Genomic DNA, 13,545 nt, shown 5'->3' with positions numbered 1-13,545 from the left:
ACGAGGGCGTCACCCGCACGGACCGGGAACAAGCGCGCCCGCAGAGAGCCGCGGCCGGATCACCCGCAGGGACCAGCCCTGGTTCACTCCTGTCGGCGATGTGCGTGAAGGCCCGGCGGACCAGCATTCATATCGTGAAACGTCTTCTCCTGCCGGTCGCCGCGGTAGTGCTTTCGGCGGTGTTGTGGCTGCTCGGCACCGGCCTGCACCCGCATCCCGGATTCGTGGCCCTGGCCCCGCTCCCGATTCTGCTACTCGCGCCCCGGGTTTCGGCCCGGATGGCGTTCGCCGCCGCGGTCGTGTCCTGGCTGGGCGGCGCGTACCCCTTCATCTCCTATTTCGGCACCACGCTCGAACAGCCGCCGCTGCCGACGATCCTGCTGCTCGGCGTCAACAGCCTCAGCTATGCCGGGCTGATCGTGCTGACTCGCACGCTGATCCGCCGCGGCCGCCCCGGCGCGGCCATGCTCGCACTGCCCGCGGGCTGGGTCCTGATGGAATACCTGATCTCCCTGACCGGGCTGATCGGCGCGTGGTGGAGCGTGGCCTACACACAGGCGGGCGTGCTGCCGGTCATCCAGGTGGCCGCGCTGACCGGGTGGCTGGGAATCTCATTCCTGATCATGCTGATCCCGGCGGTGCTGGCGGTGCTGCTCGACACCACCGCGCCCCGCGCCGCTCGAATCCGTTGTGCGGCGGCCGCATCCACGGTGCTGCTCGCCGTCCTGGGTTATGGCGTCTGGCAGCTGTCCACCCCCGCGGGCCGCGATCCGGTGATCGTGGGTCTGGTCGCGGTATCCCAGCCCGAGGATTTCGTCCCGGTCGATTCCGCCGATGGGCGCGACATGATCACCCGGACCGTGACCGAGATCGACCGGCTCGCCGACCGTGGCGCACGAATCGTGGTCTTGCCCGAGAAGTCCTGGAGTGCAACCGAATCCACCCTGCCCATCCTGTCCGGCCCACTCACCGAGGTGGCGAATCGCCGGAACCTGCACGTGATCGCGGGCCTGGTCCTGGCCCGGGGCGACACCAGCATCAATGCCGCCATCGACTTCCCCTCCGGAACCGTCTACGCCAAACACCATCTGGTCCCCGGCCTGGAATCGGACCTGACCCCGGGCACCGAATCGAAACAGGTGCCCGGCACCCCCTGGGCCCTGGCCGTCTGCTACGACCTGGACTACCCGGACCTGGTGCGCACCAACAGAACCGAAGGCGCGACCCTGCTCCTGGTCCCCGCCCTCGACTTCCGCGAAGACCGCTGGCGGCACAGCCGCATGGCCGTCCTGCGCGGCGTCGAATCCGGCCTGGCCATAGCCCGCCCCGCCCAACTGGGCGACCTCGTCCTCAGCGATGCCCACGGTCGAATCCTCGCCTCCACCCCCACCGACATCGACCGAACCCGAACCATCCTCGCCGCCCTCCCCCAACCCGCCACCCCCACCATCTACGCCCGCTTCGGCGACTGGTTCGCGGGCGCAGCGGCCCTACTGTTCGCCATCGCGATCTATAGCGCCATCCACACCCGCAGCGCGACACCAGCATTCGACAACCCGGCCCGACGCGCACAGGTCATCGAACCGAGATGACGACCGCCCAAGTCGCCGAAAGTGTCAGGCCCACTGCGGATTCGACAGCGTCGCTGGGCTCGATCGGCTTCACCCACTTTTCGGGCTCTCGGCTCGCGTTGCTACGGGGTCTAGGCACCGGAGGCCATTGGCCGTTCAGCCTGCCGTCCAACCTGCCGCCGCCCCCGGAAATGATTCCGGGGGCGGCGTTCTCGATGGTTGGCTCGTGGCGGTCTTACCAGCCGGGGTTGCCGCCGATCGGGATATTGATCCAGCTCGGGGCGCTCGGGTCGAGTTCGATGTGCTGCTGGTGCAATCCGCTTTCATTGAGGAGTGGTCGTAGCGGGAGTCCGCGGGGGAAGTTGAAGGCGAAGACGTCTATGCGGAGGCGGTGACCGGGTTGCAGGACCGCGTCGGTGGCGGTCAGGCCCAGGTCCAGTTGGGTGGGCTGGCCGGGGATCAGGGGCTCGCGGGTGTCCAGGGTCAGGTAGGGGTAGGGGTCGGTGTAGTCGCCGTTGGCGGAGCGGGTTGCCTTGGCTTCGTCCACTTTTCGCAGTGAGGCGGTCAGCTGGCCGGAGGTGAGGACGGTGGACTTGCCGTCGGGGGCAACATCATTGAGCGTGGCGGACCAGTATCCGTCGGTCGCGTCGAGCACCGTGTTCAGGTGCAGGTTGACCGGGCCGGAGATGAGGGTCGGCTCGGAAACCGGTGCGCCGGTGAAGGTCAGGCCATTGAGTTCCATCGGGCGGGCATCCTTGGCGCACGCGTCCAGGATGGCGGTGATGCCCGCGGTGATCTGCGCGGAATCCCGTGAGCACAGGCTCATGATGCCGGGTCCGACGGTGAGCCGGGCGGCGTCGCCGGGTTCGGCGGTCAGGCTGCCGTCGTGCAGGCTGGTGCCGGTGGTCCCGCTGGATGCGGCCGACAGGTACAGGCGGCGGTAATCGGCTTCGGCGCGCGGGAATTCACCGGCGGTCGTCCAGGAGCCGCCCTGCTGGAACAGCGTCACCGGACCGTAGCCGTCGATGCCGTTGTCGATTCCCTTGAGCCACTTGTCGAACCAGGCGCGTTGCAGCACATCCAGGCGCGGCGGTGCACCCGCCGAACCGAAGCCGCTGCCCGGATTCGCATGGTAAGTGTCGGCCATGATGAGCTGTTTCTGCCCGGGCGGCAAGGGAATCGCGTTGTAGATGCGCGGTTCGGAGTAGGTGAAGATGTCGTGCCAGCCGCCGTAGACAAGGGTCGGCACCTGGATCCGGTCGGGGTGACCGAGCCAGCCGGTGCGCAGGGGACTGTCCGTCTCCAGCAGGCTCTTCAGATTGTCGGGAATCTCCGGGACGCTGTTGATGGTCAGCGCTTGAATGATGTAGTCGAAGAACGTGAGTGGGCTCTGCACCCGGTCGGCCAGCCACTGCCAGTCGAAGGTGCCGTTGAAGACCGAGGCGAGATCCGGGATCAGCTTGAGGGTGTCGACGCCGAGCAGCCACGGCGGAATGAAACCGAAGCCGAGCGCACCACCGGTGGCGAGCACATCGCGCACCAGATCACTGCCCGGTTCGACAGGGAAGATGGCCTTCAGCGCGGCGGGGTGCTGCTCGGCGGCGTGCAGCTGGTTGATGGCCGAGTAGGAGACGCCCGTCATCCCGACATTGCCGTCCGACCAGGGCTGACGACTCGCCCAGTCGATCACCTCGACATTGTCGAGCTGTTCGCGTTGCTGGAACACCTGCCAGACGCCCTCGGAAAACCCGGTACCGCGCACATCGGCGACGACCTGCGTGTAGCCGCTCTGAATCAGCTTGCGGTCGGCGGTGAACACGCGCCCGGCACCACCCGGCAGGGCCTTGGTGAGTTCGGTGAGACCGCCCAAGCCGAAGGCGGACAGGTCGAAGCCCTGCAAGAAGTTCTCGAGAATGTCCGGCAGCACCGGGACCGAGAGCGCCGAATCGGCGATCATCGACATGAGTTTGGTGTACGGGGTCAGGTTCACGATGGTCGGCAGCGGGGTGTCCACGATCCGGCCCTGGGCATCCATCGGCCGATAGACGTTGGCCTTCAACACTGTTCCGTCGCTCATGGTGATGGGCACATCCCAATCGATGTGCACACCGGGATACTGCGGCGCGGCATCGTGGGTGTTCGTCCAGGCCGCACCGAGCGGTCCGGCATCCGGTTCGGCGGTCGCGGCGGGCGTCGCCAGCGCGCCCACGGTGACCGCCGCGGTGAGCAGGGCCAGCGCAGCGGTGATGCGCCCCTTAAGATTCCTGACCTTCATCCGACCCCCATGGAAACGTTCACGTACCCAACGATTCGAGACTGTAACCGGCGACACGTTCTACACGCAATGATGTTGCCCGCCACAATCATTTCCGGCCCCGGTATCGACCTTTCCGGCCCGGATCCGATCCCGACCCACTGCGGCCTCGACTCGATATCCTCGACGAATGAGTCTCGGCCCCGATGTCGATCGCACCCGGCTGCCCCGCGGCACGCACGGTCTCGACCGCTCGACGGTGGAGAACTCGCAGCGCTACCGGATGATGTGGAGCGTGCTGGAATCGGTCGCCGACCGCGGCTACGCCACCACCACCGTGGCCCACATCGTGGCCGATGCGGGCGTCTCCCGCCGCACCTTCTACCAGTTCTTCAGCGACCGCGACGACTGCTTCGCGGCCGCCTACGACGAGGCCGTCAACTATGTGATCGCCGTCCTGGCGAAAGCCGGTACCGCCGCCCCCCGCACCGACTGGCGCAACCTGATCCACGCCACTCTCGCGGAATATCTCCAAATCCTCACCGAGCACACCAAATTCGCCAAAGCCCTGCACATCGAGGCCTTGGCAGCGGGCCCCCGAGTAGCCCGCCAGCGCGCCACCCTCAAAAAAATCTTCGCCGACCGCATGCGCGCCGCCTTCGAAATCGGCCGCGCCACAGGCGATATCCCCGCGGACATCCCACCCGAAACTTTCGACTTCCTCATCGGTGGAATAGACGACCGAATTCGCGACCGCCTACTCTCCTCCCACCCCGCCGACCTCCCCACCCTGACTCCTCTCCTCTACCGAATAACCTTGTCCCTCTTCGGCATTCCGGAGTCCAATCAAGTCACCTGAGCGGCAAGCCACCGGCCGATGCGGTCAGGGCAGAGGGTGGACTTGGTCGGCGACCACGGCGGTAGCGGGTTTGGGGGATGCGCCGCAGCTGGCTTGGCGAGGGGCGTAGGGGACGGTGCGGGTGGTGACCAGCCAGCGGCGGCCGTCGCGGTGGGTTACGACGGCCGCGCCCGCGAAAGTGGCTGGGTCGCCGGAGGTGTGGGTGTCGGCGGGGGCGGGTTCGACCGTCAAGTCGTCGATGGCCGCGGCTTCGTCGGCAGCTTCGGCCATGGGTAGTGAGAGCTCACCGGTGGGAAGGGTGCGCGGACCGTCGATCGGGGGCTCGTCGGGGGCGTGGTGGGTGTAGGTCTCGTCGGCGATCTGCTGGCGGACCGCTATTTCCGCCACCTGCTCGACGGGTGTGTGGCAGCTGCGACCGCGCAGGCCGGGGAGGTAGATGTCGCCGCGGCGGGTGGCGGCGAGCAGTTCCAGGGCCGAATCCTCGGTCAGGCGGCCATAAGTCAGGCCGGTGGGGAGGATGACCACGGCGGGGGCGAAGCGGTGACCGCCGGTGTGGGAGCACTCCCAGACCTCGGGGTACTCGGTGGCCAGGCGGGCGGCGATGGGGCGGCCCAGGAGGGCGCAGCATTGGTCGCGTTTGCCGTGGGCGCAGACCAGGATCACCGGATCATCCACGGGCACACCGATTCCGGGGGCGGGACCGTTCAACAGGTGCAGGTCCAGGTCCAGGAGCTCCTTCAGGTCGGTGATCTCGAAGCGCTCGCACCACGAACCCCCGGGATGGGTGCGGGCGATGAGAACCGTTCGGACACCGGAGAATTCATTGCGGCCGGGGCGGCGGATCAAAGTGGGCCGGACGTGGGCGGCCTTGGTGCGGGCCGCCAGCTCGGCGGTGATCTCGGGGCCGAGTACCTCGTCGCCGATCACATCGCGCCCCCACGCGCCGGGCTGCTCGATACACAGCCAACCGGTGATGTGGGTGGCGCTACCGGGTAGTGGAATCTCCTGTGCGGCAACCGAGCACAATTGGCCGCCGAAGCCGGTCATAGCGGCTGTCCGTCGATGAGTTTGCGGATCATCTGATCCAGGCGGCGCGCCCGAGTCTCGGGGCGGGCCGCACTGCCGAGGTGATAGCCGACCGCGATCCGGGATTGCATGGGCAGGGTTTCGAAGAAGGCCGCCGCCTCCGGATGCCGGGCCAGGGCCTCCTGGAAATCCTCCGGCAGATCCCGCCCGATGGCGTTCTCCCAGCGCCCGTCCTCCTTGGCGCGATCGATCTCGGACTGCCCGGCGGGATGCATGAGCCCCTGCGCGATCAGCTCCTCCGCGATCCCCACATTGCGCTCGGACCACTGACTGCGCCGGCGCCGCGGCGTGAACCCCATCAGGAAGAACTCGTCGTCCATGCGCCGCGACTGCCCATCGATCCACCCGAAACACAGCGCCTGCCGCAGCGCGCCGTCATAGTCGAGCGTGGTGAACCCCGACCCCTTCTTGGCGAACTTCATCCAGATGCCGTCCACGGCCGCATGGTTGGCCGCCAACCACTGCCGAAACGACTGCTCATCAGCGAAGACCAGCGTGGGACGATCGAGTGCGGACACCGCCTAACTGTAGATTCCGCCCCCGACACCCTCACACTCCACCAGGGCGAACGCGTGAGTAGTTCCGTCAGTGGCCCAGGAAGGGAAGGACGGTGGATTCGAATTCGCGGTAGCGGTCGCGGTGAATGCTGTGGCCGCAGGTGAAGACCCGGACCGTGCAGTCTTGTAGGGCGGTGCGCATGTGATCCAGTTTGGCCGGGTCGACCATGCCGCCTGGGCCGCCGCGCAGGAAGAGGGTGGGGGCGGTGATATCGGACAGGCCTTCCCACCATTCGGGGTAGGGCTTACGGAATTGTTCGAGAGCCGCACCGGTCATGGACCGGTCGAAGGCCAGGACGGCGCGCGGATGCCGCAGCACGCTGGTACCGGCATGCCACAACTCCGGAACCGACGGCAGGCGACGAGTGAACGTCACCTGTTCATCACCGGACCGCAGCGGTAGCGGCTGCTCCTCGATCACCAACCGACGCACCAGCTCCGGGCGTTCCATGGCGGCCCAGGACACCGCATACCCGCCGAGCGAATGCCCGACCAGATCGACCTGCTCCACCCCGAGCCGCTCACACAGCCGCAGAATATCCGCGCCGAATTCGGGGAACCGGTAGGAGTCGGTATGCGCGCTGCGGCCATGCCCGCGCAGATCGGGGATGATCACCCGCCGCCCCTGCCGCATCAGCTGCGCCGCGAACCGATCCCAAGTGTGACCGTCCCCGCCCATGCCGTGCACCAGCACCACGGGAACCTCACTGTCGAGATGACCGGCCGCCGCCCCCGAATCCCGGTAGGCGATCAGCACGTCCTCGAACGCGACCCTGGTGACCGTCAACTCCACGATCAACCAGCGTACGGACCCCGCCGCCCCGCCGCCGCAGGTTGTGCGCACCGCCATAGCCCCATGACCAGCGATCTTGTCGAACCACCAGCTCAGCGCACCGAGCCAGTCCTATTCATAGAGACCCTCCACATGCCAGACGCGGTTGTAGCCGAGCAGCAGCAGGGCGCGATTGTCGTGATCGAGCAGCACCTGGGCGCGGGCGGCGAACCCGTGCCGGAACTGATGCGTCCACCAACGGTCGTCCAGCGGCCACGGCCCCGCCCACCCGACCAGCTCCCAACTGCGACTCCCCCAGTGCAGCCGAGCCGGATCGGCGGTGAACAGCCCCCGATCGCTCACCCACACCGCGTTCCCACCGGCATCCTCGAGGGTCACCTCGGGCCGGTTCACCAACACCACGGTGGGCGCGGGCTCCGGCAGCCGCCCCGGCCAAGGCTGCGCCGGATCGGCCGCGGGCACCGGCTCATCCCCCAGCGTCACCATGGTGACCCGTTCGGCCGGTCCCCGCCCACCGCTCAACACCCCGATCCGCACCGCATCCCCACCCAGCAGCCCCTGCACCCTGATCAGCGCCCGCCGAGCCCGCTCCTCTTCTTCCCCCACCCCACCCCACAACCCCAACTGCAAGGCCCCCGCCGACACCACTTCGACCGGCTCCAGCCGCAGCACAGTGATCGGCGCGTTCAACCCCCCACTCCACTCACTCGAATCAAGCTCTGCGCCAACCACATCCGAGCCTGCTTCGGTGCCGTGCCGAGCGGTGCCGGAGTTCGTATGCCTGGGCGGTGTCGGCCGCCGACCACTCAGGGAGCGGCGGGTGAGCCAGCCGTCGAGTTGCCAGCGGATGCGGTCGGCGGTGCTGTCGGGGGTGAGGGGTTCGGCGCAGCGCCAGGTTCGGGAGAGATGTTCTCCCGCTTCGGTTTCCGCGTGGATGGACAGGCGGGTGCAGGCCACCGAGGCGGCGGCGAGAACCTCGTGGAGTTGGGTGGCGAGCATGCGGCCCGCGAAAGCGGCGGCATCGACGCGGTCGATCGGCGGGTCGCAGCGGTAGTCCACCACCAGGTCGGCGGCGGGCGTGCTGACCGACGGCGGACGTTCCGGCACGGCGCGCGCACAGCGGTGCGCGGCAATGGCATCCGCGCCGAAACGGGAGGCCACCTCGACCGGTGTGAGCGCCGCGAAATCACCGATCCGGCGCAATCCCAAGCGGTGCAGCAGATCCACCAGATCCTTGCGCTCCGGCGGAGCCAGGGCTGGTTCGACCGACAGCTCCGAAACTGGCAGCGGTGCAAGGAATTCCGCCCCCTCGTCCGGCTGCACGATGACGGCTCGCCGTGCCGCGAGCACCGCCGTCGACAGTTCATCCGCGATCCCGATCTGGCATTCCGCCCCGGCCGCCGCCACCGCATCCACCAGTCGCTCCGCCGCCGCCTCTTCCGACCCGAAGAACCGCGCCGCCCCCCGCGCGGCCAGCACCAGCAGCCCCGGCCGCAACACCTCCACCCCCGGCACGGTCGCATCCACGGTCGCCACCACGGGTTCGAAGAATCGCGCATCCCGATCCGGATCATCCTGCGCCACCAGCAGATCCGGGCAGCACCCCTGCGCCTCCCGCCGCCGCAGCCCGCGGCGCACCCCCTCCCCCCGAGCCACCGCCGAACAAGCCACCACCCGATTCCCCGAAAACACCGCCACCGCCCGCGTCACGGGAGCCCCCGCCTCCGCGGCCGCAGCCACCGCAGGCCAATCCGGGCACCACACCGCCAGCACCCGAGACCGCCGCGCCGTCACACCCACTCCATCACCACGGCGCGCTCGCACCACTCGAACCGAAAGAATCTGTCCCACAACGCGTCGAGGCCGCTACACCGCGGCACAACGCCCACCCACCCTTCCAACCAACCGCCCAGGACGCCGAGACACCGATGACCGATGAACAGCCCTGCGGCTCGTCCCGAAAATGCTGGTCAGGCAGGTTAGCCGTCCCACATCGTGTCGCCGAACAGCAGGCGCTGCATCGCGACTGCCCGGGCAGCTACCGGGCATACCGGTTACCGATGCGGGCCGTCCTGCGTATTGCCGAACAGCGGTGTCGTGGAGCGGGATTGCGTCAGGATGCGGAGGCGGCATGGCGGGTGGGGAGGGGCGGGGCTGGGGTGAGGGCGGGTTCGACCCATTCGACTCGGCCATTGCGGGGGCAGAGGTCGAGGCGGCCGGAGCGGGGTTGGGCGGAGCGGCCGTGGACGGAGACGTCGAGGCAGACGGTGCGGAGGCGGCCGGAGCCGCGGCCGAGGCCGCTGTAGCCGGTGACCCGGGTGTCGATGCGGAGGGCGGGGCCGGACCAGGAACCGCCGGTGACCACCAGGGTGGAGTGCTTGCTGCGGGCGCGGGCGGTGAGGACTCGGGTGCGGGAGAGGGGGACGGACGCGCCGTTCAGGCCCAGGACAACCAGGTCCAGGCCCTCCAGCAACACCGAGGCGATCTCCAGCGGGTCGGCACCGGGGTCGGTGACGACGGCCAGGCGATCCAGCCGGGCACCCATTTCGGCAGCGGCCAGCAAGCCGAGCCGGGGTAGGCCGACGACCGCGGCGTGGCCGCCGGAAGCGGTCACCGAGGCCAGCAAACCGGACAGCAGGGAGTGGGCTCCGGTGTAGGCGACCACCGAGCCCTTCACCAAAGCGCCTTCGGGTAGCAGATTTTCGAGGGCGGGCGGCACCGGCAAGGGTTCGCCACGCAAGACTCCCGAATCCGCGTCCACCTCGGCCACGGATATCCGGGCGGCGGCGTCCGCGCCGCGCGCCGGAATGGCGGCCATGCGCCGGCGCAGTTCCGCCAGTTGCCGCTGTTTCGCTTCCCCAGCCGAACCCATCTATCGACCCACCTCTCGCCATGGATGGAGTACAACCAGCACCGCTCCAGCTACCTAACATAATCGAATATATGTTCGACTAATGCACAGTAGAACTCGAGTCCCGCCGCGCGTCAAGGGGCAGTGGCGCAAACGACGAGTTTCGAACCAGGCCAGTCAGGATGGTTTTCCGCTACCCTGCACCCGTGACCGAACGCGCCAATCCCATCGTCGGCCCCGATTCCCTGGTTGCCGGCCGCTACCGTCTCAAGTCGAAGCTCGGCGGCGGCGGCATGGGCGCGGTCTGGCTGGCCCATGACCGCTTGCTCAAGCGGGATGTCGCCATCAAACAGGTGCTGACCACGGCCGGACTCAGCGAGGACGAGGCGCGCGAGGTCCGCAGCCGGATCATGCATGAGGGCCGGGTCGCCGCGAAGCTCTCGCACGAACACGCCATCGCCGTCTACGACGTGGTCCTCGAGGCCGGTGAACCCTGGCTGGTCATGGAGTACCTGCCCTCGCGCAGCGTCGCCAAGGCGCTCGCCCTGGTGGATCAGCTGTCACCGATCGAGGTGGCGCAGATCGGCGCCCAGGTCGCCGACGCACTGGCCGCCGCGCATGCCGCCGGAATCACGCACCGGGACATCAAGCCCGGCAATATCCTGGTCGCCGATCGCGGTGACGAGGTCGGCATGGTCAAGCTCAGCGACTTCGGCATCTCCAGCAGCGCGGGCGATACCGACGAGGTCGGTGACGTGATCACCGGAACCCCCGCCTACCTGCCGCCGGAAGTGGCGCGCGGCGCCCGCCCGACCACCGCCAGCGACGTATTCTCGCTCGGCGCAACGCTGTACACCGCCATCGAGGGTCAGCCGCCGTACGGCTTCGACGAGGACAGCGGCGTCATCGTGGAGCGCGCCGCCATGGCGCAGATCATTCCGCCGCAGCGCAGCGGCCCGCTCACCGAGGCGCTGCTGCACATGATGGAACCGGCCCCGCAACGCCGCCCCACCATGACCGAGGCGCGCAATGAAATCCTCACCGCCGCCTTCGGTCCCGGCACCGCGCCCTATATCCTCGCCGCGCCCGTGCGCACCGAGGACGGCACCATCCCCGCCTGGGCCGCCCGCAATTCCGCCGCGGGCCTGCGCAGCCCCAACTCCAGCCCGCTGCCCCGCCCGCAGCGCCAGGCCGCCCCGGCACCCGTTGCCCCGCAACGCAAGCCGAAGGGCTTCGACTTCAGCAAGCTCGGCCCGAATGCCGGACCGCTCGCGGTCGCGATCGGCCTGCTCATCGGCCTGCTGATCATCATCGTGATCCTGGTAGCGCTGTAAAGAGCTCTTCTCACAACTCGGGCCCGATGCGACAAGCATCGGGCCCGAGTTTTCGCACGACACGCTCTCAGTCGATGCGGCGGCGGTGCGCCCAGCGGGTCAAGGCGTTGCGATTGGACTGCTGGGTTTTGCGGAGCACGTTGGAGGCATGCGTCTCAACGGTTTTCACCGAGATGAACAGGCTCTCGGCGATCTCACGGTAGGTGTAGCCGCGCGCCAGCAGCCGCAGGACTTCCAGCTCACGCGGGGTGAGCGAGTCCAATTCCGGATCCAGCGGCGGCTCGGGCACCGGCGAGCGTCCGGTGAAGGAGTCCAGCACGAAACCGGCCAGCCGCGGGCTGAATACGGCGTCACCGCCCGACACCCGGCGGATGCCGTCGGCCAGTTCGGGACCCGAGATGGTCTTGGTGACGTACCCACGCGCACCGGCGCGAATCACCGCGATCACATCCTCGGCCGCATCGGACACGCTGAGCGCCAGGCACACCGGCCCGGATTCGATGCCCTGCAATACCGCGACCCCACCCCCGTCCGGCATGTGCACATCGAGCAGCACCACATCCGGTGTGGTGGCCTTGATTCCGGCGATGGCCTCGGCCACCCCACCGGCCTCGCCGACCACCTCCATATCGGATTCCCGGCTCAGCTCCGCCCGTACCCCGGACCGGAACACGGCATGATCGTCGACCAGAAACACCCGGACACTCACCAAAGGCTCCTCACCTGACGCCGTCACCCCACATCGGTACCACATTCCCCGCAGATTGCGCGCTCAGTGCTCGACCGTCTCCGCCTGTTCCGGTCCGGTGGGCTGTACGACCAGCCGTTCGTCGCCGCCGTCGGTGCGGGGCATGAAGATTCGCACCTCGGTGCCGCGCCCGGGCGTGGACTTGATCTCGACACGCCCGCCGCGCCGTTCGATCCGGGCGTGAATGGATTTGGACAGCCCCTGCCGATCGGAGGAGACCGCGTCCGGGTCGAAGCCCTTGCCGCGATCGCGCACGAAGACACTGACCTGATGCGGCTCGGCCTCCGCGAACAGGTCGATGGACGGCACCTCGGCGTGTTTGGCGGCATTCACCAGTGCCTCGCGGGTCGCGCCCAGCACCGCCGTGAATTGCTCCTTCGCCAGCCCGATTCCGCTGTCGTCGATATCCATGGCCACATCGCCGACGGTCACCGGAGTCACCTTCACCCCGTGCTGATCCTCCACCTCGCCCGCGATGGTGCGCAGCGCCACCGCCAGACTCGACTGTGCCGGTCCGGTGTCGTCGAACAGCCACTTACGTAGCTCGCGTTCCTGACTGCGGGCCAGCCGCACCACTTCCTGCGGATCCTCGGCCTGCCGCTGAATCAAGGCCAGGGTTTGCAGCACGGAATCGTGCAGGTGCGAGGCGATCTCCTCGCGCTCCTCATTGCGAATGCGGGCCGCGCGCTCGGCGTTCAATGCCCGCACCATGCGCAGCCACAGCGGCACGGTGAGCAGTCCCGCCCCGACCAGTGTCACCGCCACCGCCAGCAAAGCCGAACCGAGCGAACCCAAGTCGATGCGCGCCAGCACCACCACGCCCAGCCCGACCACGATCAGCGTCGCGCCGCCGACGATCCGCGCCCAGGTGACCACCGACGCCTTGGCGGGCAACCCGATGACGGATCTCGGCCCGTCCGCGTCGAATTCGCGCCACACCAGCGCCGCGCCGATGGCGACCACAATGATCGGCCCCACCACATGCGCGGCCGTCCCATTGAAAACCCAGGCCATGGCGACCGATAACGCCATCCCGAGCAGGGCCAGCCCGATGCCCTGCCGCCGCTCCGCCCCGGTCGGCGGTGACGCGTCCGCCCCGCCCGGCGTGAAGATCCACAGAATGCCGTAGGCCACCGCCCCGGCCCCCGCCAGCGCGGACAGCAGCACGAACGCCACCCGCACCTTGAACACATCGACCCCGAGATGGTCGGCGATGCCGCCCGCCACCCCGCCGACGATCCGGCCGCCGGAGCGCCGCACCAGCTTCGGCGGCTGCGCGACGGGGGCGATACCCCGGGCAGGGTCGATCAAGGGCGCGGACGGGTACATGCCTTCGATACTGACATGCCCCGCCGACAGGCGACATCGGGAAACACCCCCATTCCGGCCCTGAGAACACCGACTGTCCGGTCCGGACAAGAAAAAGGTGCTGACCTGCGGCTCACCCGAACCGGATCGGACGCGAATCCGCGCCGGACCCGGCCGCCACGCC

The 13,545-nt window shown here is 68.5% G+C and carries 11 protein-coding genes; 3 read left to right on the top strand and 8 right to left on the bottom strand.

All coding sequences use genetic code 11. The features are described 5' to 3' along the window. The first annotated feature begins 134 nt into the window (after positions 1-134). Positions 135-1,592: a nitrilase-related carbon-nitrogen hydrolase gene (locus tag AB0N05_RS22620; RefSeq protein WP_364697514.1), complete on the top strand. Its 1,458-nt coding sequence runs from the start codon at positions 135-137 to the stop codon at positions 1,590-1,592. A gap of 214 nt (positions 1,593-1,806) precedes the next feature. Here AB0N05_RS22620 and AB0N05_RS22615 read toward each other — a convergent pair whose 3' ends face one another. Further along, entirely contained in the window at positions 1,807-3,846 is a 2,040-nt protein-coding gene (locus AB0N05_RS22615) for a CocE/NonD family hydrolase (RefSeq protein ID WP_364697511.1), read from the bottom strand. Positions 3,847-4,015: 169 nt separating this feature from the next. Here AB0N05_RS22615 and AB0N05_RS22610 point away from each other — a divergent pair, with 169 nt between their 5' ends. Beyond that, positions 4,016-4,684: a TetR/AcrR family transcriptional regulator gene (locus AB0N05_RS22610; protein WP_364697508.1), complete on the top strand. Its 669-nt coding sequence runs from the start codon at positions 4,016-4,018 to the stop codon at positions 4,682-4,684. Between the two features lie 24 nt (positions 4,685-4,708). On the opposite strand, the gene AB0N05_RS22605 is transcribed toward AB0N05_RS22610, so the two are convergent. From AB0N05_RS22605 to AB0N05_RS22585, 5 genes are all read right to left on the bottom strand, one after another. Further along, a complete protein-coding gene (locus tag AB0N05_RS22605) occupies positions 4,709-5,731 on the bottom strand; it encodes a sucrase ferredoxin (RefSeq protein ID WP_364697505.1) in 1,023 nt (340 codons plus the stop codon). Further along, the gene (locus AB0N05_RS22600; protein WP_364697502.1) at positions 5,728-6,288 is read right to left on the bottom strand and encodes a YdeI/OmpD-associated family protein; all 561 of its coding nucleotides are present in this window, start codon (positions 6,286-6,288) and stop codon (positions 5,728-5,730) included. The genes AB0N05_RS22605 and AB0N05_RS22600 overlap by 4 nt, the downstream gene beginning before the upstream one ends. A 67-nt stretch (positions 6,289-6,355) precedes the next feature. After that, positions 6,356-7,177 (bottom strand): alpha/beta hydrolase, encoded by an 822-nt coding sequence (locus AB0N05_RS22595; RefSeq protein ID WP_364697499.1) that lies wholly within the window; start codon positions 7,175-7,177, stop codon positions 6,356-6,358. Between the two features lie 54 nt (positions 7,178-7,231). Beyond that, positions 7,232-8,914 (bottom strand): DNA polymerase Y family protein, encoded by a 1,683-nt coding sequence (locus AB0N05_RS22590; RefSeq protein ID WP_364697496.1) that lies wholly within the window; start codon positions 8,912-8,914, stop codon positions 7,232-7,234. Positions 8,915-9,233: 319 nt separating this feature from the next. Next, entirely contained in the window at positions 9,234-9,992 is a 759-nt protein-coding gene (locus AB0N05_RS22585; protein WP_364697493.1) for a hypothetical protein, read from the bottom strand. A gap of 161 nt (positions 9,993-10,153) precedes the next feature. Here AB0N05_RS22585 and AB0N05_RS22580 point away from each other — a divergent pair, with 161 nt between their 5' ends. Then, positions 10,154-11,305, top strand: coding sequence for a serine/threonine-protein kinase (locus AB0N05_RS22580; RefSeq protein WP_364697491.1), 1,152 nt, complete (start codon positions 10,154-10,156; stop codon positions 11,303-11,305). A gap of 67 nt (positions 11,306-11,372) precedes the next feature. Here AB0N05_RS22580 and AB0N05_RS22575 read toward each other — a convergent pair whose 3' ends face one another. Continuing rightward, positions 11,373-12,059, bottom strand: a complete 687-nt coding sequence (locus AB0N05_RS22575) for a response regulator transcription factor (protein ID WP_364697488.1) — start codon at positions 12,057-12,059, stop codon at positions 11,373-11,375. A gap of 18 nt (positions 12,060-12,077) precedes the next feature. Further along, entirely contained in the window at positions 12,078-13,382 is a 1,305-nt protein-coding gene (locus tag AB0N05_RS22570; RefSeq protein WP_364697485.1) for a PspC domain-containing protein, read from the bottom strand. Positions 13,383-13,545 lie beyond the last annotated feature (163 nt).

Origin of the sequence: Nocardia sp. NPDC051030, from assembly GCF_040683015.1 — a bacterium.
In the GTDB taxonomy this organism is placed as follows: Bacteria; Actinomycetota; Actinomycetes; order Mycobacteriales; family Mycobacteriaceae; genus Nocardia.
This window is presented reverse-complemented; position numbering and strand designations above follow the sequence as displayed.